Raw genomic sequence first — 24,139 nt, forward strand, 5'->3', positions numbered from 1 at the left:
GGGGAGAGCCGGACGCGCCGCCCGCTCGGGGTGGTGGGTCAGGCGCCGTCCGGTGCGAGCACGATGTCGAACCCGACCCGCGACCAGGCGCGCCCTTCCAGGTCCCGCCCGTCGGGTGCCGGGGTGTCCGGCCGCTGCCGACGGAACTCCTTGACCAGCGACTCCTTCACACCGAACACCGCGTCGTGGCCCAGCAGTTCGTCGCCCTTCACGAAGATGTGCGTGACCAGGGTGCGCAGGCCGGGCGCACTGACCATGAAGTGCAGATGCGAGGCCCGCATCGGTGAGCGCCCGGTCGCCGCCAGCAGTTCGCCCACCGGTCCGTCGTGGGGGATCGGGTACGGGGTCGGGGTCAGGCCCCAGAAGCGGTAGCCGCCGTCCGCCCCGGTGAACAGATGCGCACGCGCGGCCGTGCGGTCGTCGCCGTACTGCGTGTCGTAGAAGCCGTCCTCGTCCGCCTCCCACACCTCGATGCGCGCACCGGGGACCGGCTTGCCGGTGCTGTCGGTGACGGTTCCCTCCACCCAGCAGGGTTCACCGGCGGCGCCGAACGCGATGTCCCCGCCGTTCTCGATCTCCGGGTTCTCCTCGACGAAGAAGGGGCCGAAGACGGTGGCCTCGGTGGCGTCACCGTACGCCTGGTTGTTGACGGCGACGGTCTGCATGGAGGCGCCGAGGACGTCCGAGAGGAGGATGAACTCCTGGCGCCGGTCGTGGGTGATGTGCCCGGCCCGGGTGAGGAAGTCGATCCCCTTGCTCCACTCGTCCTCCGTCAGCCGCACCTCCCGGACGAACGCGTGCAGATGCCGTACGAGGGACTCCAGGACCTCCTTGAGCCGGGGATCGGTGCAGTCGCCGAACGAGTCGAGAACCTGCCGGGTGATCTCGGCCTCCCGCGCCTGCTGCTCGGCGGGGACGGCGGCCCGGGTCTCGCTGGTCATGGCCGTGCTCCTTCCCAGGCCGCACGCACCAGCCGGCGGACCGGTCCGAGCGTGACGGCCCGCGGGTTGTCGGGCGGGGCGGCGGCAACGATCGCCTCCGCCGCCGGAGTGATGCCGTCCTCGGGCATACCGAGGTCGCGCAGGGCGCGCGGCGGGTCCAACTCGTCGTACACGAGGGCCAGTCCGGCGGTCGCCGTCGGCGCGTCGAAGGCCGCCGCGAGCCGTCGTTCGGCCTCGGGGGCGTGCGGGGCGTTGAAGGCGAGGACGTGCGGGAGGACGACGGCGTGGGTCTGGGCGTGCGGCAGGTCGAACATGCCGCCGAGGACATGGCAGATCTTGTGGTGGAGTCCCGAGCCGGCGGACGCGAAGGCGGTCGCGGAGAGGTACGCGCCGTACAGGGCCCGTTCACGGCCGTCCAGTCCCTCCGGCTCCTTGACGATCAGGGGCAGCCCGGTGCGCAGGGCACGGACACCCTCGGCCGCGAGGGCCTGGTCGATCGGGTCGGTGCGGGGCGCCCACATCGAGTCGACGCAGTGCGCGAGGGCGTTGAGCCCCGAGGCCACGCTCATGCCGACCGGCAGGGTCAGCGTCAGGGCGGCGTCGTAGACGACGGCGCGGGGCAGGACCCGCGGGTCGGTGCCCGTCGTCTTGCGGGCGTCCTCGGTCAGGCCCCAGACCGCGGTGGCCTCGGAGCCGGCGTAGGTGGTCGGCACCGCGACCACCGGGATGCCGGAGGTCAGGGCGACCGCCTTGGCCAGACCGGTCGTCGAGCCGCCGCCGACGGCGACCACCACGTCCACGTCGTGCTCCGCCGCCGCCGCTCGGGCCCGCTCGGCCACCGCGACCGGGACGTGCATGACGACATCGCCGTCCCGGTCGTGCCAGTGCGCGACGGGCAGCCCGGCCGCGATCTCGCGGGCGACGGCCCGTGCGGCCGGGTCGGCGATCACCATCGGCCGCAGGCCGCCGAGGAGTTCGACTTCGGTGCGGAGGCCGGCGGCCGCCGCACCGGACGCGAACCGGACGCGCTGCGGCAGGGTCTCATGGTCGAAACGCACCGGATCAGGCCCTTCCCAGTACGGCGGCCAGAGCGTCGCGCAGCCGGCCCTCCGGATCGTCCGGCAGGGTCATGGCCCGCCAGGCGATGTGCTTGTCGGGGCGGACCAGCAGCACCCCGCTCTCCTCGACCTCGCGCAGTTTGGCCCAGTCGTAGTAGAGGTCGGTGACCTCGCGGCCCGGGCCGATGACGACCGTGGCCAGCGGCACCCCGAGTTCCTGGCCGACCTTCTCGGCCGCGGCCTCCCACGCCTCGCCGGCGATGCCGGTGATGAGCGTCCAGCGGTCGTACGGCGCCAGGTCCATCAGCGCCTTGCGGTGCGCGCTGTCCCCGACCCAGGCGTGCGGCAGACGCGAGCCCGGCACCGTGGACATCTCGTAGTAGAGGTCGGGGTCGCGGGACGGGACCGGCGGTGCACTGCCGTCGGAGAGGATCGCCGACGAGGTGTAGAACTGGCCGAGTTCGACGCCGTGCGCGTTGAACTCGTAGTTCTTCAGGTCCATCGCCCGCACCAGGGCGGCCCGTTTGGCGGCGCCCGCCGGGGTGTTGGCCTTGCGTTCCTCGATCGCGGCCGCCATCTCGGTCTCCGTCGTGGCGTCGAGGACACCGAGGGCCTTGAAGATGTCGACGAACTCGCGGCTGGACCTGTTGGCCCGCTTCACGATCCGCTCGGCGACCGGCGCCCGCTCGGCGGAGTAGGTGTCGAGCAGCGCGGGATCCGCCTGGCCCTTGAGGACGGCGGCCAGCTTCCAGACGAGGTTGTAGGCGTCCTGCACCGAGGTGTTGGAGCCGAGGCCGTTGCTCGGCGGGTGCCGGTGGACGGCGTCGCCGGCGCAGAACACCCGGCCGCTGTGCAGGTGGGTGGCGTACATCTCGTTGTTGCCCCAGAGGCTGGTGCCGGTGATCTCGACGTCGAGGTCGGGCATGCCGAGGAGGTTGCGGACGATCTGGACCGCCGCCGCCTCGTCGACCTGCGGGGGCTCCTCGTTGATGTCGTAGCCCCACACGATCAGCCACTCGTTCCACGGGCGGACCATCCGGACGAGGCCCGCGCCGATCCCGCCGACGTTCGAGCCGGGCTGGATCACCCAGTACAGGACCGAGGGCCGGTGGGAGACGTAACGGCTGATGTCGGCCTTGAAGGTGATGTTCATCGAGCCGGCGATGTCCATCGCCCCCTCGAAGGGTAGACCGATGTCGGCGGCGACCATGGAGCGGGCGCCGTCGGCGCCGATCAGGTACTTGGCGCGGATCAGGTACGCCTTCCCGGTCAGCCGGTCGAGGACGTCGACGGTGACGCCGTCGTCGTCCTGGGTGTGGGAGAGGTACTCGGTGGAGAACCGCACCTGGGTGCCGCGCTTGGCGGCGTTGCGGACCAGGATCGGCTCCAGGTAGGTCTGCGGGATGTCGACGGTGAGACAGGGCGAGGCGAGCCGGTAGTCGGCCTCGCGGTCCGGGCGGGTGCCCCAGGTGTGGATCCGGCCGATCTCCTCCCCGGCGATGCTGGTGCAGAACACCGTGTCGCCGACGAGGTCGTGGTCCGTGGCGTCGGCGAGCACCTGGTCCTCGATGCCGAGGTCGCGGAAGACCTCCATGGCGCGCTGGTTGGTGATGTGGGCCCGCGGGGTGTTGGCCGTCCAGCGGTACTTGGTGATCATGATGTTGTCCACGCCGAGCGTGGAGAGGGCCAGGGCAGCCGCGGCGCCCGCCGGTCCGGATCCCACGACCACGACGTCCGTGACCATGACCGGACCGGCCGGGAGTTCGGTCTCCGCGGTCCCGTCGTTGAATTCCGGCATCCTTGGCACCTTTCGTCCGTCCGGCCTCGTCGCCGATGGCTTCACTGTGCGCCCGGCGACTCCCGCTGACAGCGGTCGCACGCGTTCTCGGCGGAAACCGCAAGACATGGCGGATCCGGGAAGATCCGCGAACGCGCGGACCGCGTTCCCTCCGGCAGCACCCGCCGGCCGCGGCGAAGGCGTCGATCATGCCTCGGGTGCGGGGTGCGGGGTGCGGGGTGCGGGGTGCGGGGTGCGGGGTGCGGGGTGCGGGGTGTCGGGTGTCGGGGCGTCGGGGCGTCGGGGCGTCGGGTGTCGGGTCCCGGGCGCCCGGCGCCGGGCTCGGCCGCCGTCCGCTGCGGAGGGTCGAAGCCGGGCATGCGCGTCGCGGGCTCGGCCGCCGGGTTTCCGACGGTGCGGTGCGGCCGGGCACGGACCTGTTCACGGGCCGGTGTGTCCAGGCCGCCGAGCTGCGGGGCGAACCGGCCCGCTCAGCGGACTCCGCGACGACCTGGTCTCCGCCGTAGGGGCCGCGGTCCACCAGCGCGCCCTCCCCTTGACCACCCGCGGACTGACCATCTCCGCGACCCGGCTCAAGGGAACCCCCGGACTCCACGGCGGCACCGCCCCGCCGCCCAGGACGTGTTCAGCCCCGCCGGAGCCGCCGGAGCCGCCGGACTCCTGGCCGACGAGCCGCGCGTCCAGGAGAGCAGCCCCTGAGGACCGGTGGCCAGGTGGGAGGCGCGCGTGGGCTGCCCCCCACCTGCGCGGTCGATCAGGGCTGGGCGGGCATGCTGGAGCAGTTGGAGACGGTCGCCTCGCCGGCGAGCCGGTCGGTCAGCCAGTTGATGGCGGCGGTCTGGTCGGTGAGGAGCGGGGCGAAGTGGTTGACTAGCGCGCTGCCGAGGTCCGGCAGGGTGACGGCCTTGTAGGTGACATCGCCTCCCTTGTGGCACCAGTCGACGGCGAGTTGCCGCGCCTGCGCGTGCGGAACGAGGTTGTCGCTGACGCCGGTTGCGATGCGGACGGCCCCGGACGGGTCGAGGGAGCCGATGCGCTGGCTGTCCAGGAACGACTGGAGGGCGGGCGTGTCGGCGATGATGTCGCTGATGGACCGTCCGTCGGTCGTCCACTTGGTGCTCTTCGCGTAGGCGTAGCCGAAGATCGCGTCTCCGGTGCACATGGTCGACAGGTCGGAGAGGGCGGCCTTTCCGGCGGCGTTGAGATGCGCCTCGGCGATCGGCCTCAGATCGGGGTCGGACTGGAGGAAGCCGTTGAGCGACCAGCCCAGCGCACCGGCCAGCTCGCTTCCGTCGATGGCCTTGGTGACCGCGGTCAGATCGGCGGGCGGAGCGCCCGCGTAGGTGCCGGCGAGCGGGACGTCGGGGGCATAGGACGCCTGGAGTTCGGCCGCGGCGGCGGTCGCCCCGCCCCCCTGGCTGTAGCCGAACAGCCCCACCCGGGACGCGTCGGTGACGGAGGCGCCGCCGACCGAGCGGGCGGCACGGGCGGCGTCCAGCACCGCGTGGCCCTCGTCGACGCGGTTGACGTAGGTGTGCAGCCGGTCGGTGGCGCCGAGGCCGACGTAGTCGGTGACGACCACGGCGATGCCCTTCGCGAGCAGGCGGTAGACCGCCAGGTCCTCGTAACCGACGGAGACCGTCTGGCCGTTGACCGTCAGGGGGTGTTCGAGCCCCAGGGACGCGGCGCACTGGTCGCCCTGTCCCATGGTGCCGGGCGCGATCACGACCAGGGGGCGTACCCCGCCGCCCCGCCACGCGGCGGCCGGTTCGATGTAGGCGCCGGTCACGGCCACCGCCCGGCCGTCCGAGTCGGTGGACTTGTACATCAGGCGGGTCGCGCTGCCGGGGAGCGGCCCGTCGAGGCCAGGCAGGCTGAGGGCGAGGCTGAGCGGCTCGCTGCGGATCAGCGTGCCGTCGGCGCTGGGCAGGTCGGTGGGCGGGTTGTAGAACGCGGGGATGGTGACTCCCCTGGAGATCACCTCGTCCGCCGCCGAAGCGGGGGAGGACGACAGGGCCTGGACGCCCAGGCAGGCGGCAGCGGTGACTGCTGCGACCAGAAGTCGTCTGCGTACGGGCATGGCAAACCTCTCGTGGAGCGGCCGGCAGTGAGGTGCACAGGTGAGAGCGGCACCGGAACGCGGCCGTCCCATGGCGCGTTCATGCCGCTCGGTAGCGGTTCGCCAGAACCTTACGCACGAGTAAGTTACTCGTGGTAGCAGTCGGTAGGTTACGGTTCAGTAATTTGACGACACGTGTAACAGGGTGGTTGTGGCGATGAGCGACCGTCATCGGCGCGGGTCTCTGACGTGCGCGTTCTCGGATGCCGGAGACCCGCCGGCGTCGACGCGCAACGCCACGTCGCCGCAGCAGGACCGGGCACCCTGCGATCACGTCGGCCGACGGAGCCGAGCGGTTCGCCGGCCGGCGGCCACGTGGAGGGCGTTGGCCGATAGCAGTGCTGCCGCACAGGAGGCGGTGCGCTGCCGAACCGCAGTGGGCTTCGACGTGCCCGCTCAGCCGGCCACGCGCACGCGGACCGGCAGGGCGGCCCAGGCGCGCAGGGTGTTGTTGAGGTGGCGCTCGGGCTGCCCGGCCAGTTCGATGCGGGACACCCGGCGGACCAGTGCGGTCAGCAGGGCCTCGGCCTCCAGCCGTGCCACGTGCTGGCCGACGCACTGGTGGATGCACATACCGAAGCCGACGTGTCCGGAGGGGTCCCGGGCGAGGTCGAAGCGGTCCGGGTCCTGCCACCTGGCCGGATCCCGGTTGGCCGACCCCAGGAACACGAGGATCCTCGTTCCCTCCCGGATCACGGTCCCCCCGACGGTGACGTCGGTGGTGGCCGTACGGAAGAAGGTCTGCACCGGCGACTGCCGGCGGACCGCCTCGTCGAACGCCACCCGCGCCGGCTCCGGGCGTTCGCGCAGCCGCTGCCACTGCTCGGGGTGCGAGGCGAAGGCGAACAGTGTCGCGGCCAGGCCGTGCACGGTCGTGCCGACGCCGGCGGTGAGCGGGGAGCGGACGACCAGGGGTGCCTGTTCCGGTCTGAGGTCGCCCCGGTCCGCGGCGGCCCAGATCCGTGCGCCGAAGCCGTCCTCACCGTCGGTCTCACCGCCGGCACCAACACCCTGAAGTTCTCCAACTCCTCGTCCTGGGCGCCCGACATCGACTATGTCGAGGTCGCCCCCGTCAACGGCTGACCACCGAGCCTCCGTGAAGGCCGGGCCGGGACGGCACCTCCGTCCCGGCCCGGCCCGTGGCGCGGACCGTCCCCCCGGGGCAGGGCGAGGTCAGGCCCGTCCACGCGCTCGGCGTGCCGCTCGTCGATGACGCCGCCCGCCGCCCGCCGCCCGCCGGGCGACCGGCGGCCTCGACGAGCCGGAGTCCGTCGTGCACGGTCCTGACGTCGGACCAGGGCAGGAACCGATGCCGTCCCGTGCCCCCACAGCGTCCGCCTGGACCGCCGGCGCGGCGAACTCCGCGCGGGGCTATGCGGCCCCGCGCAGGACCGAGCGAAGGTGTTCGGCGCTGGCCCACACGTCCTCGACCGGGCCCTTCCCCTCGGGGTCCGCGGTGAGGATGGTGTCCTGCTCGAGGACGTACCAGCCGTCGTAGCCGTGGGTGGCCAGGTGGGTGACGATGGCCTCGACGTCGACGTCACCTGCGCCCAGCGGGCGGTACATGCCGGCGCGGACGGCGTCGGTGTAGGTGAGGCGGCCGGACTGCACCTTGGCGGCGAGGGAGAGGTCCACGTCCTTCATGTGGGTGTGGGCGATGCGCTCGGGGGCCTGGCGGGTGAGTTCGGCGGGGTCGGTGCCGCCGATGAGCAGGTGGCCGGTGTCGAGGCAGAGGGAGACCGAGGAGTGCTCCAGGACGCGGCGGACCTCGTCGCCGTTCTCGACCATCGTGCCGACGTGCGGGTGCAGTACGGCCCGTACCCCGCGCTCGGCCGCCAGCGCGGTCAGCCGGTCGAGGTTGGACAGCAGCAGCTTCCAGCCGTCGGCGTCCAGCTCGGGGCGGGAGTCGTAGCCGTCCTGGCCGGTGATGGCGGAGAGGACCAGGACCTCCGCGTCCGAGGCGGCGTAGTTCGCCAGGAGCCGTTCCGCCTCGGGCACCGGGTCGTGACCGGGCACGTGCAGCAGCAGCGGGGTGAAACCGCCGACGGCGTGCAGGTCGTGGTCGGCGAGGACGTGGGCCATCGCCTCGGGGGCGGCGGGCAGGAAGCCGTCCGGGCCGAACTCGGTGGCGGCCAGGCCGACCTCGCGCATCTCCTTCAGCACCCGCTCGGGTGTCAGCTGGTAGCCCCAGCCGGGCACTTCGCACACGCCCCAGGAGATGGGCGCGCCGGCGATCCGGTTCAGCTGCGGGGTGGTCATGCCGTGGCCTTTCGGTGGTTCCAGTGAGGGTCGGCGTCGCCGGGGAGCGGGTCGTCGCCGGGTGCGTCACACCCGTACGAGGGCGGGTGCGGACGGCGTCCGGGAGGTGGAAGAACGGGAGATGGAAGAACGCGTGGTGACGGGGCGCATGGTGACGGAGCGGGTGGTGGGCGGTCGGTCCGGCGCCTGCGGGGCGGCCCGGCTCCAGGACGCGCGGGCGGTTCCGGCCACGGTCGACGGGGAACGCCCCGGCACGGGTGGGCGGGTGGCGGGACGTTCATCCGCTCGTGGGCGGACGTACGGCACCGCACCGCGGTTCCGCGTCCGGCCGTCGATCAGCCACGCCACGGGCGCCATCGCCCTCTCCGTTCAGGAAACTGTCAGAGCACGGCCGTGGCCGGCGCACGATCGGTCGCGCACGGCCAATGGCCAGAACGTTCACGTGGTCGCAACGCTAGGGCCGGGAAGGGATCTGGTGTAGCCCTCGAATCCCTCAATTGGCCGTCATCGGGACCGTCATTTGCCCGTCAATGGGCGGGGCGGCCGTCATCGCCCGGCCCTTTCTATCTCCAACCTGCGTAGTTCCTAGAATGGCCGGGTGGACGACATCGACGCGATCGCGGCGTTGCAGGATCCGGTGCGCCGCCGGCTGTACGAGTACGTGGCCGCGCAGGGCCGCGAGGTCGGCCGTAACGAGGCCGCCGAGGCGACCGGGGTGGCGCGCACGCTCGCCGCGCACCACCTGGACAGGCTGGCCGAGGCCGGTCTGCTCGACACCGGGAGCCGGCGGCTGACCGGGCGCTCGGGACCGGGCGCGGGCCGGCCGGCCAAGGTGTACACCCGGGCCCGGGCGGAGCGGGCGGTGTCGCTGCCCGCCCGGGACTACCGCACCGCGGCCGAACTGCTCGCCGAAGCCGCCGAGCAGGCGGGGCTGGACGCCGGGCTCTGCGCGGCCGCGCGCCGTCGCGGCGAGGCCCTGCGCGGTTCGGCGGCACCCTGCGGCGGCCTCGAAGAAGCCATGGAGACGCTCGCGGCCCGGGGTTACGAACCGCACCTGGAAGCCGCCGGAAGTGCGGAGGACGCGGCCGGGACGGCCGCCGCTGTCGTCCGGATGCGCAACTGCCCCTTCCATGCTGTCGCCGAACGCTTTCCGCCGCTCGTCTGCGGCATGAACCTCGCGCTGCTGGAGGGACTGCTCGGTACCGGCGGCCCGGTCCGGGCGCGCATGGCAGCCCGGCCGGGCGAGTGCTGCGTGGTGGTGGAGGCCGCCTCCGAAGTCCTCTAAAAACAACGACGATTGACATAGAAGGCGATGCGTGCTGCCATGTGGCCATGACCGCATCCGCGCCCGCAGTCCACCTCGCCCAGCTGAATGTCGCCACCCTCCGCTTCCCACTCGACGACCCGCGTATGGCACCGTTCGTCGGCATGCTCGACACGGTCAACGCCGCTGCCGACGACGCGCCCGGCTTCGTGTGGCGGCTCGTGGAGGACGGGGCGGCCGACGCCACCGCCCTGCGTCCTGCGGGCGAGGACGTCATCGTCAACCTGACGGTGTGGGAGACCCGGGAGGCGCTGTGGGGATTCACCTACCGCAGTGAGCACCTGGACGTGATGCGGCGCCGGCGCGAGTGGTTCGAGCGGCACGTCGAGGCGCATCTCGTGCTCTGGTGGGTTCCCGCCGGTCACCTCCCGACCGCCGGCGAGGCCCTGGAACGGCTGGCCGACCTGCGCGTGCACGGGCCCTCGGCGCGCGCCTTCACCTTCGCCGTCTCCTACCCCGCGGACGAGGCCGCGCTTGCGCCGCACCATGGCGCGGACGCCGGTACCGCCCCGGCCGCCACCGCTCCCGCCGGTACCGCAACCGCTCCCGCGGGACGCGGGTGAGGGGCGGGCGCCGGGAGTTCGGCGCACGCCCCTCACCGCCGCTCACGACGCCTGGGCGGTCTCCGGCCGGCCGTCGACGGGCAGCTGGGCCGCGGCGCCCGGGTCCGCGCCGGTGAGATCGGTGCGGCTGGTCTCGCCGAGCAGGGCCAGGCACACCACCGTCAGCAGGCAGAACGCGGCGATGACCGCGGAGATGAGCGTCGTCGCCCCGGTGCCGGCGCCGGCCTGTACCTCGGTGAAGATCAGCGGGGCGAAGCCGGCCCCCAGCCCTGCGATCTGGTAGCCGAGGGAGGCGCCGGTGTAGCGGCTCCGGGTGGAGAACAGCTCCGTGTACAGCGCGGCGAGCGGGCCGTACATCATCGGGTGGACCAGCGACTGCCCGAGCACGAGGGCCAGCACGAGCAGCCCCGTACTGCCCGTGTCGACCAGCGGGAACAGGGCGAAGGCATAGGCGCCCACCGCCAGCGCGCCCGCCATGACCACCGGGCGCCGGCCCTGCCGGTCGGACAGCGCCGACCAGCCGATGATGCCGAACACCGCGAGCGTGGACGAGACCGCCAGGCTGTTGAGCACCGTCTGCCGGGAGAAGCCGTCCTGCACCGCGTACGAAATGATGTACGTGGTCACCGTGCCCTGGAAGACGAACGCGGACAGGCCCACCCCGATGCCCAGCAGCAGCACCCGGGGGTGGTGGCGCAGCACGTCCAGCAGGGGAAGGGGCCGGCGCGACGCATCCTGGACCGGCCGCGTCTTCTGCTCCTTGTCCGCCTCGGCGAACACCGGCGTCTCGCTGACCCGCAGCCGGATGAACAGGCCGACGGCCAGCAGCACCACGCTGAGCAGGAAGGGGATGCGCCAGCCCCAGGAGAGGAAGGCGTCCTCGCCGACCGCGGCCGACGTCGCGGACATGGCCACCGTGGAGACCGCCATGCCGAAGGGGGCGCCGGCGTTGGTGAAGCTCGCCCACAGCCCGCGCCGCCCTCCGGTCGCGTGCTCGGCGGACAGCAGCACCGCACCGCCCCACTCGCCGCCCACCGCCACGCCCTGGACGATGCGCAGGAGCAGCAGGCAGACCGGGGCCAGGGTGCCGGCCTGGCCGTAGGTCGGCAGGACGCCGATGAGGAAGCTGGCGACGCCCATGAGGGACATCGTCACCACGAGCGTCCGCTTGCGGCCGAGCCGGTCCCCGAAGTGCCCGAAGACGACCCCGCCGAGCGGCCTGGCCAGGTAGCCGGTGGCGAAGGTGGTGAAGCTGGCGAGGGTGGCGGCGGTGGGGCTGAGGTCGGCGAAGAACACGTGGGGGAAGACCACCGCCGCCGCGGTGGAGTACAGCAGGAAGTCGTAGTACTCGATGACGCTCCCCAGGAAGCTGGAGGTCACCGCCCGGCGCAGTTGCCGGGGATCGTGTGGTGCGGGGCGGGGAGAAGCGGTGCGCATGTCGTGAGCTCCCTTGCTGACGCGGAGGTGGATCAGTCCGATGCGGGCGGGGGGGTGCGGCATCGCGGGCGGATGACGGGAGTGCCCGTCGGGCGCAGGGGCTCGCAGCGTGGAGCGGCGAGGAACTGGCGTCGGCGTCCAGCCGGCCGACTCCGTGATATCGGGCAGATTTTTTGTCTGCGTCGAGATTCTGACCAACATTGACCCACTCGTCTACCCTCCGGACGCGACGTTCGAAGAAGGGGGGAACGCCCGGCGCCCCCCCGGCCGCCGGGGAGTCCCGGACGGCGAGGTGGGCGCTGGTGGTGCGGGGGACTCCTCGCCGGCCGCAGGGGCGCGGTCGGTGCGGCTGGCGTGGTCGGTGCGGTGGCCGGCTCGGTGTGCCGGCCCGGTCGGTGCAGTGGCCGGCTCGGTGTGCCCTCCTGGCCGCTGACGTCACCGGCCTCCCGGTTCCCTCGCGATGTCGGGGAGGCCGGCCGGATGGTCCTGGCCTAAGTCGGCCGACCTGCTCACCGGCTCCCGGGCGGCCGCCTCCCTCCGGACGACGTCGTCCAGCTGCCCGGGCCTGCGGGCCGTGGCGGCGAGGTTGTCGCCGGTGCAACTCGGATGTGCTTCGCCTGGGCGGCGGTGCCCGGTGCCCGGTGGCCATGGGGCAGGGCGCCGGGGGGCAGGCAGCCGCCTGGCGCCCCCGGCGGGTCAGACGGCCTTGACCGGCGGATACACCGGCTGCCACATGGCGGCCCTGACCCGATTCTCGACGGAGTCGTCGACGGTCGTGCCGGCCACCCCGTCGGCGGCCGCGGCGCGGGCGACCGCCACGGCGACCGCCACCGAGGTCTCGCGCAGCTGGTCGGTGAGGGGCAGGATCGGCGCGCCGGGGCCGTCGGCGTCCGTCTGCCCGGCGACGGCGTGCGCGGCGGCGACCAGCATGCCGTCAGTGACCCGGGTGGCCCGGGCGACGATCGCGCCGAGCCCGAGGCCGGGGAAGACCAGCGCGTTGTTGGCCTGCCCGATCAGGTACCGGACCCCGTCCCGCTCGACCGGGCGGAACGGGCTGCCGGTGGCGATCAGGGCGCGGCCGTCGGTCCAGGCCAGCAGGTCGGCCGGGACCGCCTCGGCCAGGTCCGTCGGGTTGGACATCGGCAGGATGATCGGCCGCTCGGCGTGGGCGGCCATCGTACGGACGATCTCCTCGGTGAAGGAGCCGCCCTGGCCGGAGGTGCCGATCAGGACCGTCGGCCGGACCCGCGCCACGACCTCGGCCAGCGCGATGCCGCCCACCTTCTCGTCCCGCTGCCAGTCGGCGACCTCGGCGGCCGGCCGGGCGTAGCGGACCTGGAAGTCGCGCAGGTCCTGCTGGTCCTCGGTGAGCAGGCCGTACCGGTCGACGCCGAAGATGCGGGCGGTGGCCTCCTCGGCGGTCAGACCGTCGGCGACCATGGCGTCCCGCAGCTGGTCGGCGATGCCGATGCCGGCGGTGCCCGCGCCGAAGATCACCACCTGGTGGTCGCGCAGCGGGGTCCCGCTGGCCTTCACCCCGGAGAGCACGGCGGCGAGGTTGACGGCACCGGTGCCCTGCACGTCGTCGTTGAAGGTGAACTCGGTCGGGCGGTAACGCTCCAGGATGCGGCGGGCGTTGGCGGGGCCGAAGTCCTCCCAGTGCAGCAGGGCGTGCGGGAAGAGCCGGCGGGCGGTGCTGACGTAGGCGTCGATGAAGGCGTCGTACGTCTCCCGGTCCACGCGCGGGTGCCGGTTGCCGAGGTAGAGCGGGTTGTCGAGGAGCTCCTGGCGGTTGGTGCCGACGTCCAGCATGACCGCGAGGGTGCGGTTCGGGTCGATGCCGGCGGCGGCGGTGTACACGGCGAGCTTGCCCACCGAGATGTCGATGCCGCCCACCCCCCAGTCGCCGATGCCGAGGATCGCCTCGCCGTCCGTGGCGACGATCAGGTCCACGTCGTCCGGGCCCAGACCGGCGGCCGCGAGCGCGCTCTCGATCTCCTCCGGGGCGTCCACCGACAGGTACACGCCTGCCGGACGCCGGTACTCGTTGCTGTAGCGCTGGATCGCCTTGCCGACGGTCGGGGTGTAGACGATGGGCAGCATCTCGTCGAGGTGGTCGCAGAGCAGGCGGTAGAAGAGCACCTGGTTGCGGTCGTGCAGCGCGGTGAGGTTGACGTGCTTGGCCAGGTCGGTCGGCTGTGCCGCGTACTGCTGGTACGCCCGCTCGGCCTGCTGCTCCAGGGTCAGCACCGCCGGGGGCACCAGGCCCACCAGGCCCAGCATCCGCCGCTCCTCGGGGGTGAAGGCGGTGCCCCGGTTGAGGCGGGGCTGGGAGAGCACGGCACGGCCGCGGGCGGTGGTCTCCATGTGGCCTTCGCCGGCGTTCCACTGGGTCGTCATATCGGCTCCTTGCCGTTTCCGTATGGCTTCCAGGATCGCGTGCGGGGCGTCCCGAGTCGCTTCGGGTCGCTTCGGGTCGCTCCCGGCGTGCCGGGTCGTGCCGGGGGGATGCCGGGTCGTGCGGGGTCGTTCCGGGTCGTTCCGGGTCGCTTCCGGGAGTCCGGTCAGCCGCGTCGGGCCGTGGCGTAGGCCCGTTCCAGCTCCGCGACCGTGCTGAGGAAGTCGGCGCCCTTCAGCCGGTTCAGCGTCTCGGTGGCGAGGCGGTCCAGGGTGGTCCAGAGGTCGGCGAGCGGCTCGCGGAGCGCCTCGCCGTCGGCGGTGAGCGAGACGACGAAGGCCCGGCGGTCGTGCTCGGCGCGGGCCCGCGCGACCAGCCCGGCGTCCTCCATGCGGCGGATCGACCGCGAGACCGTGGAGTGGTCGAGCCCGACGGCCTGCTGCAGTTCGGCCTGTGTCTGGCCGTCCCGGTCGAAGAGCCGCATCAGGATCAGTTCCTGGCCGGGGTGCAGGCCGAGCCTCAGGAGGAGCTCGGCGCCGTAGCCGTGCAGTTCGCGGGAGAGCGCGAAGAGCCCGAAGCTGACCGGCGCGCGCTCGACGAGGCTGGGCCGAGGCATCACCGGGTCGGGCTTCGCGGCTGACATGGCGCTCCTCTGCTGGCGGGCGGCGGGCGGCGGGCGGCGGACGGCGGCGGGAACTCACCTTCCGGCTGCCGCCTGGGCTGGGAATACCTTAGTCGCAGCGGGTGTTCGAGGCCGGTTCTCCCGTGCCGCTCCCGGGGGTGCGGCCTGTCCGGACCCGCTCGGGCAACGGGCAAAAAGTTGCTTGCGTGGGCAATTTATTTGGCACTGCGGTGGGTCCATCGCTTGATTTATGTGGCTAGCCAAGCAAATATGTGGCTAGCCACATTAATGGGTGGCCCACTTCGCATCACGATGGGAACGAACCATGAGTGAGACCCTTGCCGCCGCCGACCTGGTGCGGCGCAGCCTCGACATCTTCCTCGCCAAGGACATGCGGGCATGGGCGGACCAGTGCGACGAGAACGTGGTCGTCGAGTTCCCCTTCGCCCCCGAGGGCAGCCCCACTCGGCTGGAGGGCCGGGCGGCCGTCCACGAGTACCTGAAGGGCTACCCCGACCTCATCGACGTGCAGCGGATCACGTCGCTGACCGTCCATGCGACCGACGACCCGGACACGGCCGTCGCCGACTGGAGCGTCACCGGCCGGGTGCTGGCCAACGGGAACCCGTACGACATGAGCTACGCGACGTTCGTGACGTTCAAGGACGGCAAGATCGTCCGGTACCGCGAGTACTGGAACCCGCTGGCTTTCCTCAAGGCGCTGGGCGGCGAGAGCTTCTAGGGGCTCGCGGCTGTTCCGCCGGGGCACCTACGCCGCCGGCCGGATCAGCCCCGACTCGTAGGCGAAGGCGACCGCCTGCACCCGGGCGCGGGCGCCGATCTTCGCGAGGACGTTGCTGACGTGGGTCTTCACGGTGGTCGGGGCGATGGACAGCCACTGCGCGATCTCGGCGTTGGTCCAGCCGGAGGCGACCGCGATCAGGACGTCGCGCTCGCGCCCGGTGAGGGCGCCGAGCCCCGAGGTGCGGGGGAGGGGGCGGACGGTGTGCTGCTGGCGTACGGCGTCGATGAGCGCGCGGGTCAGACCGGGCGTGATGACGGCGTCGCCGGCGGCCACCACCCGGATGGCCGCGGTCAGTTCGGCCGGGTCGGCGTCGTTGAGCAGGAAGCCGCCGGCGCCCGCCCGCAGGGCCGCCCAGGCGTCCGCCTCCTGCTCGGCCGCGGTCAGCATCAGGACCCGCGGGACGCGGGAGGCGGCCGCGGCCTCGCCGGTGAAACCGGCGGAGGGGGTGCGGGTCCGGGCGGCGGGGCGGGCGATGCGCCGGATGGTGTCGATGGCGTCCGCCCGTGACGGTTGGCTGTCCATGAGGACGACGTCGGGGTGGAGCGCGGCGCTCGCACGGATCGCCTCGTCCCCGTCCGCCGCCTCCCCGACGACCGTCAGTCCCGGCTCGGCGGCGAGGAGCATGCGCAGGGCGAGGCGCTGGAGGGATTGGTCGTTGACGACGAGTACGGAGACCGTGCCTGTCTTCTCCATGCGAGGTCCGTTCCGTGAACGAAACTGTTTCGTTCACATGCTACGCCTGGAGCCGCCGCACCGGGAGAGGGGGTCCGGCTACTTGGCGCGGACCAGTCCGGAGTCGTACGCCGTTCTCGCTTCGGCCGGAGGCTGGGCGCGGTTCGGCCCGGGGCCGGACCTCAGGTCCGGGCCCGGGTGACCCGGGCGCTAGAGTCGAAGAACGCGATCTTCCTCCCGACCGGGAGGCCCACCGGGACCAGGACGAGTCCGTGATCATCTCCTATTCGAACTTCACCACCCGGGACCTCCGCGGTACCGGTGTGGAGCGGCTCTGCACCGACATCGAGGCCGACCTGTGGGTCGCCGACGGTGATGTCCTGATCTACAACGAGGTCCTCTTCCCGGTGGCCGAACTCGCGTCCGAGCTGACGAACTGGGTTCGCGATCCGGAGCCGGTGCGTCCCGATTTCGCGCTCGATTCGATGTCCTTCGCCGAGAAGGGGGTGGTCGGCATCACCCGGACGGCGGGCGGATGGCGGATCGGATCGGTTCTCTCGCCGGGAGTCGGCAGCGGGGTGGTCGACGAGTCCGCACTGCTCCAGCAGATCCGGCAGTTCGCCGGTCTCGTGCAGCGGGACATGGCCGCCGCCGGTGTCGATCCCCGCCCCCTGTTCCGGTAGCCAGGGAACAGTGGGAGAGCCGGGGCGGTAAAAGTGTTATCGCGGAACCCCGTGCTCCGTCTCCGCACTGTGCTCCCCGACATCGCCAAGGCCATCGCCCCGGCTGAGAGGGTGCGGTCATGAGGACGGACGTGCCGGTGTCGCTGCAGTGGAGGGCCACCGTCGCGGCCGCGCAGGCCGGCGACCGGCGCGCGCTGGACGAACTGGTCGAGGGCTGGCTGCCGTTGGTCTACAACGTGGTCGGGCGTGCCCTCAACGGTCACGCGGACGTCGACGACGTCGTCCAGGAGACCATGCTGCGTGCCGTCGACAACCTCGGCACCCTGCGCGACCCGGACAGCTTCCGGTCCTGGCTGGTGGCCATCGCCATGCGGCAGATCCGGGACCGGGCGCGCCGCAGACACGACCGGGAACTGGACGAGGCGGTCCCAGACGGCACCGCCGACTTCGCGGAACTCACGGTGCTGCGGCTCCAGTTGGAGGGGCAGCGGCGGGAGGTCGCGGAGGCCGTGCGGTGGCTGGACGCCGAGGACCGGCAGCTGGTGTCCCTGTGGTGGGTGGAGGTCTCCGGCGAACTCACGCGGCGTGAACTGGCGGCGGCCGTCGGCATCAGCCGGCAGCACGCCGCCGTCCGAGTGCAGCGGATGAAGGAACGGCTGGAGGCCTCGCGGGGCATCGTGCGCGCGCTGGACGGGGCCTGCCCCGAACCGCGCGAGCTGACCGCCCGCTGGGACGGCCGGCCCGACTCCGTCTGGCGCAAGCGGCTGGCCCGGTGGCCCAACGGTCGCGGGTTCAGCTCGGGCCGGTGGGGGTTGCTCGCGCAGTTCCCCGCGCCCCTTCGGGGGCGCGTTCAGCGGAGGGCGTTGAGTACGTCCACTCTGTTCGTGGTGATTGAGTCGACGCTCATCTCCAGCAGGCGGCGCAGCGAGCGGCGGGTGTCCGGGGTCCAGCAGGAGACCAGGTGGCCGGTGCGGTGGACGTGTTCGACCAGGGCGTGGTCGAGCAGGGTGAAGCGGTAGTTCAGGTAACGGGGGCGGATCACGTCCAGGAGCGCGGGGCGGACCGGCGCCAGGGTCTTGCGGGTCAGGGCGATCTCGGCGGACGGGTCGGCCGCCCGGACCGCCAGCATCGCGACGGCGTCGCCCGTGTAGTAGACGCGGTCGGTCGCGTCGCACTCCCTGGCCACGGCCACGATCCGCGCCACCGCCCGCTCGCCCGGGTCGCCGGGCAGGTCGAGCATCACCCGGCTGCCCTCCGTCGCCGCCAGCGCCTCGGCGAGGGTCGGCACACCGCCCTCGGTGAGGCCGCGCACCTCGTCCGCCGACAGGGTGTGCAGGGGGCGGTCGTGCTCCCACAGCCGCTTGAGCGTGGCGTCGTGCAGGAGGACGGGAACGCCGTCACGGGTGAGCCGCACGTCGGTCTCCACCGCGTCCGCGCCGCGGTGGAGCGCGGAACGCAGGGAGCCGAGCGTGTTCTCGCGAATGCGATAGGGGTCGCCGCGGTGGGCCACGGCGGTCACGGTCTGCATGCGCCCATGCTCTCAGGCCACGTCAGGGGGCGAGCCACGCCTTCGTGTACGCGTCGATCTCGGCAGAGATTTTCGCCTTGCCCGTCAGATCCAGGAAGGACGCCTCGACCGCGTTCTTCGCGAGGTCCGCGAGGCCGCGCTCGTCGAGGCCGAGGAGACGGGCGGCGACCGCGTACTCGTTGTTGAGGTCGGTGCCGAACATCGGCGGGTCGTCGGAGTTGACCGTGACCAGGACACCGGCGGCCACGAAGTCCTTGATCGGGTGCTCTTCGAGGGTGCGGACCGCGCGGGTGGCGATGTTGGAGGTCGGGCACACCTCGAGGGCGATGCGGTGCTCGGCGAGGTGGGCGAGGAGCTTCGGATCCTGCGCCGAGCTGGTGCCGTGGCCGATGCGCTCGGCGCGCAGGTGGGTCAGCGCGTCCCAGACCGTGCCGGGGCCGGTGGTCTCGCCCGCGTGCGGGACGGAGCGCAGGCCGGCCGCGATCGCCCGGTCGAAGTACGGCTTGAACTGCGGCCGCGGCACGCCGATCTCGGGGCCGCCGAGACCGAACGAGACCAGGCCCTCCGGGCGCAGCCGGTCGTCGGTCGCCAGCCGTGCCGTCTCCTCGGCGGCCTCCAGGCCCGCCTCGCCGGGGATGTCGAAGCACCAGCGCAGCACCGTGCCGAACTCGGCCTCCGCCGCCTTCCGCGCGTCCTCGATCGCGTCCATGAAGGCCCGCGCGTCGATCCCGCGCCGGGTGGACGAGAACGGGGTGATCGTCAGCTCGGCGTAGCGCACCTGCTGCCGGGCCAGGTCACGCGCCACCTCGTAGGTGAGCAGCCGAACGTCCTCGGGCGTGCGGATCAGGTCGACCACCGACAGGTAGACCTCGATGAAGTGGGCGAAGTCAGTGAAGGTGAAGTAGTCGGCCAGGGCCTCGGGGTCGGTCGGGACCTTGGAGTCGGGGTGCCGCGCGGCCAGTTCCGAGACGATGCGGGGGGAGGCGGAGCCGACGTGGTGGACGTGCAGTTCGGCCTTGGGCAGTCCGGCGATGAAGGCGTGCACGTCGTGTACATCGTGCGTGTCGCGCGGGGCTGCGGGGTCGGTGTGGCGGTCGGTCAAGGGTTCCTCCCCGGAACGGCGCGGGCCGCCTGCGGCGGGGTACGGCCGTGGGGCCCTGCGCGGTGATCGGCTGATCGGTGACTCGGGGGTCATGGTAGGCCGGACGGGCCGGGCCGCGGTCCGGCGGGGCCCGGCCCGTAGCATGACGGCGGCATGCGCGCAGGAGGAGGGGACGTCGCACGATGGCTGACGAGGTGCCGGAGGCTTCGAAGATACGGCTGGACAAGGGGGAGGCCGCCGGGGAGGGGGCCGGCTCCGAGGCGCCGGTGACGCCGGTGGCGCCGGTGGCACCGCCGTCGGTGCACGACCAGCGGACGGTCGCGGCGGTACCGGGGCCGGACGCCCCCGCCGAGGCGCCGCCGCAGGGCTGGGCCAACCCCTTCGCCGCGCCGTCCGGCACGGTTCCGGCTCCGCCGGTGAACCCCTTCGCGGCGCCGGGCCCTGACGTGCCGCCGAACCCCTATGCTCCGCCTGCGGCCCAGCAGCCGCAGAGTGCGGCGGTGCCGCCACCGCCGATCGCCCCGAACGGGCCGGGGCCGGTGCCGTACGGCTATCCCGGCCAGCATCCGGGCCAGGCGCTGCCGGCGTATCCGGTGTATCCGGCGGGGCCCGGGGGGTACGGCGGCTGGCCCGGTATGCAGCCGATGCCGAACAACGGGCTGGGCACGGCCGCCATGGTGACGGGGATCATCAGCGCGATCGGGTTCTGCCTGGCGCCGGTCGCGTTCGTGATGGGGGTGCTTGCGATCGTGTTCGGCGTGATCGGGCGGAGGCGGGTGCGGCGGGGGGAGGCGACCAACGGCGGGCAGGCGCTGGCCGGGATCATCTGCGGGTCGGCGGGGCTGGTGATAATCGCCGCGTTCATCACGCTGATCGTGGTGGCGGGGAGCCAGGGGGGCCAGTAGAGGCCGCGTCGTCGTTCGGGTGCGGGCCGGTGGGGGCTGGTCGCGCAGTTCCCCGCGCCCCTTGAGGTGGGGCTGGTCCCGTCGGTGGGAAGTCCCCCGCGCTTTGAGGCGGGGCTGGTCCTGTCGGTGGGAAGTCCCGCGTTCTTTCAGGTGGGGCCGGTCCTGTCGGTGGAAGTCCCGCGCGCTTTGAGGTGGAGCAGGTCCCGTCGGTCGGACGGTCCCGCGTTCTTTCAGGTGGAGCAGGTCCCGTCGGTCCGACGTCCCGCGTTCCTTTACGCGGGACCGGTCCCGTCGGTCGGAAGTCCCGCGTTTCTATACGGGGGCCCGGGAGCGTCGGACCGGAGCTGGTCCCGTGCCGCCATCAGCGCGAACCCGAGCAGGTTCAGACCCCGCCACCGCCCCGGGTCATCCGCCGCCGCGTCCGTCGCCGCCAGGCCGATGCCCCACACGCGGTCCACCGGGCTCGCCTCCACCAGGACCCGGTCGCCGGTGGCCAGGAGGAAGTCGCGCAGGTCGGGCGCGGCGGCGAACTTGTGGACGCTGCCCGCGGTGACGATTCCGAGGCGCTCGCGCTTCCATGCCGCCTCGTCGAAACCCCGGACCAGCCGGCCCGCCTTCTTCGCCTCGGCGGGATGGGCCGCCGCCAGGACCGCGCGCTCCGCCTCCGCGTCCCCGAAGAGCCGGGCCTTCGCCGCCATCATCCAGTGCTCGGCGGTCGCGTATTCCACACCGTCGACCACGAAGGGTGACGGCCACCACTGGCTCAGGCAACTCGCCGAGACCTGCCCGTCCGGCCTCGGCCGGTGTCCCCAGAAGTGGAGGTAATTGATCCTGGCCCCCGCCTGGACCGCCCTGATCAGGGCCTCCACAGAATCGATCTTCGCCATGCACGCCAGTCTGGCAGCCACCACTGACACTCCGTCCCCCCTTTTCCCTGCCGACTCGACACCTGGTCGACAGATTCCGTCGCGTAACCAAAAGGCAACAACGGAATCACTTGTTGGTCGCCCCCTGCTCTGTCAGGATCGGCAGTCAAATCGAGCTGGAGCTACGCCACCCGCCCCTCGGGACGGGCGACGGCGGAGGAGAAGCGACATGGACAACCCGGGCACCGCCACCCCGGAGACCTTCCCCGCGCAGGAGCGGCTCGCGGGCGGCGCGCAGTACATCGCGGGACGGTTCGCCAAGGGCACGTCGGGACACACGCACGCCGTCGTCGACCCGGCCACCGGGATGGACGTGTACACGTACGAACTGGCCGGCCCGGAGGACGTCGACCGGGCCGTGGCCGCCGCGCGGGACGCCTTTCCGGGCTGGGCCGGGACCACGCCCGGCGACCGGTCGGACGCGCTGCACCGGTTCGCCGCCGTGCTCGCCGACCGCGCCGAGGAATTCGCCCGAGCCGAGTCCCTTCAGTGCGGCAAGCCGCTGAAGCTCACGCGCGAGTTCGACGTGCCCGGGACCATCGACAACACCGCCTTCTTCGCGGGTGCCGCCCGGCATCTGCAGGGCCAGGCCGCCGCCGAGTACTCCGGTGACCACACCTCGTACATCCGCCGCGAGCCCATCGGTGTCGTCGGCTCCATCGCGCCCTGGAACTATCCGCTCCAGATGGCCGCCTGGAAGATCCTCCCGGCGATCGCGGCCGGCAACACGATCGTGCTCAAGCCGGCCGAGCTGACCCCGCTCACGTCGCTGCTCTTCGCCGAGGCCGCCACGCTCGCCGGGATCCCGGACGGTGTGATCAACATCGTCACCGGGACGGGGCAGGTGGCCGGTGAGCACCTCGTCGGCCACCCCGACGTGGCCATGACCTCCTTCACCGGGTCCACCGGCGTCGGCAAGCGGGTCGCCGAGGTCGCCACCGCGACCGTGAAGCGACTCCACCTCGAACTCGGCGGCAAGGCGCCGTTCGTGGTCTTCGACGACGCGGATCTGGAGGCGGCCGTCAACGGGGCCGTCGCGGGCGCTCTCATCAACACCGGGCAGGACTGCACCGCCGCCACGCGCGCGTACGTGCAACGGCCGCTCTACGAGGCCTTCGTGGAGCGGACGGCCGCCCTGATGGAGACCGTGCGGCTCGGGGACCCGTTCGCACCAGGTACCGATCTCGGGCCGCTGATCTCGCACGTCCAGCGGGACCGGGTCGCCGGGTTCGTGGAGCGGGCGCGCGGCTACGCGCGCGTGGTGACCGGCGGAGAGGCCCCGGGAGGGGAGCTCAAGGCCGGCGCGTACTACCGGCCGACCCTGGTCGCCGACGCACCGCAGGACAGCGAGATCGTCCAGTCCGAGATCTTCGGGCCGGTGCTGGTCGTTCTGCCGTTCGACAGTGATGATGAGGGCATCCGGCTGGCCAACGACACCCCCTACGGTCTGGCAGCCTCCGCGTGGACCGGCGGCGTCTACCGGGCGAACCGCGCGACCCGCGAGATCAAGGCGGGGTGCGTGTGGGTCAACGACCACATTCCGATCATCAGCGAGATGCCGCACGGCGGCTACAAGGCGTCCGGCTTCGGCAAGGACATGTCGGCGTACTCGTTCGATGAGTACACGCAGGTCAAGCACGTTATGTTCGACAACACGGCGGTGCCGCGTAAGGACTGGCACCGCACGATCTTCGGGGACCGATAGTCAGATCTCCGGCCGTTCGTCACGGCCCCCTTCCCGAAAGGGCACCAAGCGTATGAGGCAGTACGAGCCCGACCGCCCGACCCCGGTCGAAGCGGCCGCCATGCGGCGCAGTCTCCGCACCGGCCGGGCCGCTCTGGCCCGCCGGTCGTTCCTGGGCGGTGCGCTCGCGGTGGGCGGCGCCGGGGCGCTGAGCGCCTGCGGCATCCCCGCGGCCGGCAAGTCCCAGGGCGGCGTCTCCGCCGACGACCACTCGGCCACGGAGAAGGTCGTCAACTTCTCCAACTGGCCCGAGTACATCGACGTGGACGACAGCGGGAAGCAGCACCCGACGCTGGACGCGTTCCGCAAGCGGACCGGGATCACGGTCAAGTACACCGAGGACATCAACGACAACGACGAGTTCTTCGGCAAGATCCAGCCGCAGCTCGCCGCCGGCCAGGACACCGGCCGCGACCTGATCGTCCTCACCGACTGGCTGGCCGCCCGCATGATCCGGCTCGGCTACGTCCAGAAGCTGGACGCGTCCAACCTGCCGCACGCCTTCGCCAACCTGTCGGACCAGTTCCGCAGTCCCGACTGGGACCCGGGCCGCGCCTACTCGTACCCCTGGCAGGGCATCTCGACGGTCGTCGCCTTCAACAAGAAGGCCCTGAACGGCGTCGAGGTGAAGTCGGTCTCCGACCTGCTCGACAACCCCGCGCTCAAGGGCCGGGTCGGCCTGCTGACCGAGATGCGCGACACCGTCGGCATGACCATGCTCGACATGGGCATCGACCCGGCGAAGTTCACCGGCGACAACTACGACGCGGTGATCGCCCGGCTGCAGAAGGCCGTCGACAAGGGGCAGATCCGCCGGTTCACCGGCAACGACTACACCTCGGACCTCAGCAAGGGCGACCTGGCCGCCTGCGTCGCCTGGGGCGGCGACATCGTGCAGCTCCAGGCCGACAACCCGGACGTCGCGTACGTCATCCCGGACAGCGGCTACATGACGTCGACCGACAACCTGATGATCCCCAACAAGGCACGCCACAAGACGAACGCCGAGCGGCTCATCGACTACTACTACGAGCCCGAACCGGCCGCCGAACTCTCCGCCTACGTCAACTACGTCAGCCCGGTCGCGGACGTGCAGCCGTACCTCGCCAAGATCGACAAGGGGGCGGCGAGCAACCCGCTGATCGTTCCCGACAAAGCCATGCAGGCCAAGTCCCACGCCTTCCGCGCCCTGAGCTCGAAGGAAGAGACGGCCTACCAGCAGAAGTTCGCGAAGCTCACAGGGGCGTGACGACAC

General features: G+C 72.2%; 20 protein-coding genes and 2 pseudogenes. 9 read left to right on the forward strand and 13 right to left on the reverse strand.

Features of this window, described 5'->3' with window-relative positions; all coding sequences use genetic code 11:
- Positions 1 to 38 precede the first annotated feature (38 nt).
- The 5 genes from ACFY0K_RS39140 to ACFY0K_RS39160 all read right to left on the reverse strand — a co-directional run bounded on the left by ACFY0K_RS39140 (position 39) and on the right by ACFY0K_RS39160 (position 6,786).
- Complete coding sequence (locus ACFY0K_RS39140) at positions 39 to 941, reverse strand: intradiol ring-cleavage dioxygenase (protein ID WP_390643849.1); 903 nt, start codon at positions 939 to 941, stop codon at positions 39 to 41.
- Positions 938 to 1,999, reverse strand: coding sequence for a maleylacetate reductase (locus tag ACFY0K_RS39145; RefSeq protein ID WP_382718034.1), 1,062 nt, complete (start codon positions 1,997 to 1,999; stop codon positions 938 to 940). Before ACFY0K_RS39145 ends, ACFY0K_RS39140 begins: the two co-directional genes overlap by 4 nt.
- Positions 2,000 to 2,003: 4 nt before the next feature.
- A complete protein-coding gene (locus ACFY0K_RS39150; protein ID WP_390643850.1) occupies positions 2,004 to 3,797 on the reverse strand; it encodes an FAD-dependent oxidoreductase in 1,794 nt (597 codons plus the stop codon).
- A 754-nt stretch (positions 3,798 to 4,551) separates the two neighbouring features.
- The gene (locus ACFY0K_RS39155; RefSeq protein WP_390643851.1) at positions 4,552 to 5,877 is read right to left on the reverse strand and encodes a lipase family protein; all 1,326 of its coding nucleotides are present in this window, start codon (positions 5,875 to 5,877) and stop codon (positions 4,552 to 4,554) included.
- A gap of 435 nt (positions 5,878 to 6,312) precedes the next feature.
- Positions 6,313 to 6,786, reverse strand: coding sequence for a cytochrome P450 (locus tag ACFY0K_RS39160; protein ID WP_390643852.1), 474 nt, complete (start codon positions 6,784 to 6,786; stop codon positions 6,313 to 6,315).
- Between ACFY0K_RS39160 and ACFY0K_RS39165 the strand changes: the two genes are divergently transcribed.
- Positions 6,781 to 6,999 carry a hypothetical protein gene (locus tag ACFY0K_RS39165; protein WP_390643853.1) on the forward strand — a complete coding sequence of 73 codons (219 nt, stop codon included), beginning with the start codon at positions 6,781 to 6,783 and terminating at the stop codon, positions 6,997 to 6,999. The genes ACFY0K_RS39160 and ACFY0K_RS39165 overlap by 6 nt on opposite strands.
- 288 nt (positions 7,000 to 7,287) lie before the next feature.
- On the opposite strand, the gene ACFY0K_RS39170 is transcribed toward ACFY0K_RS39165, so the two are convergent.
- A complete protein-coding gene (locus tag ACFY0K_RS39170) occupies positions 7,288 to 8,175 on the reverse strand; it encodes a sugar phosphate isomerase/epimerase family protein (RefSeq protein WP_390643854.1) in 888 nt (295 codons plus the stop codon).
- Positions 8,176 to 8,773: 598 nt separating this feature from the next.
- Here ACFY0K_RS39170 and ACFY0K_RS39175 point away from each other — a divergent pair.
- Positions 8,774 to 9,460: a helix-turn-helix transcriptional regulator gene (locus tag ACFY0K_RS39175; protein WP_390643855.1), complete on the forward strand. Its 687-nt coding sequence runs from the start codon at positions 8,774 to 8,776 to the stop codon at positions 9,458 to 9,460.
- A 47-nt stretch (positions 9,461 to 9,507) separates the two neighbouring features.
- Complete coding sequence (locus tag ACFY0K_RS39180) at positions 9,508 to 10,062, forward strand: DUF3291 domain-containing protein (protein ID WP_382718055.1); 555 nt, start codon at positions 9,508 to 9,510, stop codon at positions 10,060 to 10,062.
- Between the two features lie 42 nt (positions 10,063 to 10,104).
- Here the strand turns inward: ACFY0K_RS39180 and ACFY0K_RS39185 are convergent, their stop codons facing one another.
- The 3 genes from ACFY0K_RS39185 to ACFY0K_RS39195 all read right to left on the reverse strand — a co-directional run bounded on the left by ACFY0K_RS39185 (position 10,105) and on the right by ACFY0K_RS39195 (position 14,540).
- Complete coding sequence (locus tag ACFY0K_RS39185; RefSeq protein ID WP_390643856.1) at positions 10,105 to 11,499, reverse strand: MFS transporter; 1,395 nt, start codon at positions 11,497 to 11,499, stop codon at positions 10,105 to 10,107.
- A gap of 696 nt (positions 11,500 to 12,195) precedes the next feature.
- On the reverse strand, positions 12,196 to 13,899 hold the full coding sequence (locus ACFY0K_RS39190; protein ID WP_390643858.1) for an NAD-dependent malic enzyme: 1,704 nt from the start codon (positions 13,897 to 13,899) through the stop codon (positions 12,196 to 12,198).
- Between the two features lie 164 nt (positions 13,900 to 14,063).
- Positions 14,064 to 14,540 (reverse strand): MarR family winged helix-turn-helix transcriptional regulator, encoded by a 477-nt coding sequence (locus ACFY0K_RS39195; protein WP_390643859.1) that lies wholly within the window; start codon positions 14,538 to 14,540, stop codon positions 14,064 to 14,066.
- A 304-nt stretch (positions 14,541 to 14,844) separates the two neighbouring features.
- Here ACFY0K_RS39195 and ACFY0K_RS39200 point away from each other — a divergent pair, with 304 nt between their 5' ends.
- Positions 14,845 to 15,261 carry a nuclear transport factor 2 family protein gene (locus ACFY0K_RS39200; protein WP_388717510.1) on the forward strand — a complete coding sequence of 139 codons (417 nt, stop codon included), beginning with the start codon at positions 14,845 to 14,847 and terminating at the stop codon, positions 15,259 to 15,261.
- Positions 15,262 to 15,288: 27 nt separating this feature from the next.
- On the opposite strand, the gene ACFY0K_RS39205 is transcribed toward ACFY0K_RS39200, so the two are convergent.
- Positions 15,289 to 16,017, reverse strand: coding sequence for a LuxR C-terminal-related transcriptional regulator (locus ACFY0K_RS39205; protein ID WP_390643860.1), 729 nt, complete (start codon positions 16,015 to 16,017; stop codon positions 15,289 to 15,291).
- Between the two features lie 251 nt (positions 16,018 to 16,268).
- On the opposite strand from ACFY0K_RS39205, the gene ACFY0K_RS39210 reads away from it, so the two are divergent.
- Both ACFY0K_RS39210 and ACFY0K_RS39215 read left to right on the forward strand, forming a co-directional pair.
- Positions 16,269 to 16,679 carry a hypothetical protein gene (locus tag ACFY0K_RS39210; RefSeq protein WP_390643861.1) on the forward strand — a complete coding sequence of 137 codons (411 nt, stop codon included), beginning with the start codon at positions 16,269 to 16,271 and terminating at the stop codon, positions 16,677 to 16,679.
- 119 nt (positions 16,680 to 16,798) lie between these two features.
- A pseudogene (locus tag ACFY0K_RS39215) lies at positions 16,799 to 17,473 on the forward strand (RNA polymerase sigma factor); the annotation flags it as partial.
- 56 nt (positions 17,474 to 17,529) lie between these two features.
- On the opposite strand, the gene ACFY0K_RS39220 reads toward ACFY0K_RS39215, so the two are convergent.
- Together ACFY0K_RS39220 and ACFY0K_RS39225 are read right to left on the reverse strand one after the other, a co-directional pair.
- Entirely contained in the window at positions 17,530 to 18,207 is a 678-nt protein-coding gene (locus tag ACFY0K_RS39220; RefSeq protein ID WP_390643862.1) for a glycerophosphodiester phosphodiesterase, read from the reverse strand.
- A gap of 22 nt (positions 18,208 to 18,229) precedes the next feature.
- Positions 18,230 to 19,472 (reverse strand): annotated as a pseudogene (locus ACFY0K_RS39225) (adenosine deaminase).
- A gap of 19 nt (positions 19,473 to 19,491) precedes the next feature.
- On the opposite strand from ACFY0K_RS39225, the gene ACFY0K_RS39230 reads away from it, so the two are divergent.
- Positions 19,492 to 20,214: a DUF4190 domain-containing protein gene (locus ACFY0K_RS39230; RefSeq protein ID WP_390643863.1), complete on the forward strand. Its 723-nt coding sequence runs from the start codon at positions 19,492 to 19,494 to the stop codon at positions 20,212 to 20,214.
- 272 nt (positions 20,215 to 20,486) lie between these two features.
- On the opposite strand, the gene ACFY0K_RS39235 is transcribed toward ACFY0K_RS39230, so the two are convergent.
- Positions 20,487 to 21,101 (reverse strand): NADAR family protein, encoded by a 615-nt coding sequence (locus tag ACFY0K_RS39235; RefSeq protein ID WP_390643864.1) that lies wholly within the window; start codon positions 21,099 to 21,101, stop codon positions 20,487 to 20,489.
- Positions 21,102 to 21,309: 208 nt separating this feature from the next.
- On the opposite strand from ACFY0K_RS39235, the gene ACFY0K_RS39240 reads away from it, so the two are divergent.
- Entirely contained in the window at positions 21,310 to 22,845 is a 1,536-nt protein-coding gene (locus ACFY0K_RS39240) for a gamma-aminobutyraldehyde dehydrogenase (RefSeq protein ID WP_390643865.1), read from the forward strand.
- Positions 22,846 to 22,897: 52 nt separating this feature from the next.
- Positions 22,898 to 24,133 (forward strand): PotD/PotF family extracellular solute-binding protein, encoded by a 1,236-nt coding sequence (locus ACFY0K_RS39245; protein WP_390643866.1) that lies wholly within the window; start codon positions 22,898 to 22,900, stop codon positions 24,131 to 24,133.
- Positions 24,134 to 24,139 lie beyond the last annotated feature (6 nt).

The sequence above is a fragment of the Streptomyces sp. NPDC001507 genome (assembly GCF_042894765.1).
In the GTDB taxonomy this organism is placed as follows: Bacteria; Actinomycetota; Actinomycetes; order Streptomycetales; family Streptomycetaceae; genus Streptomyces.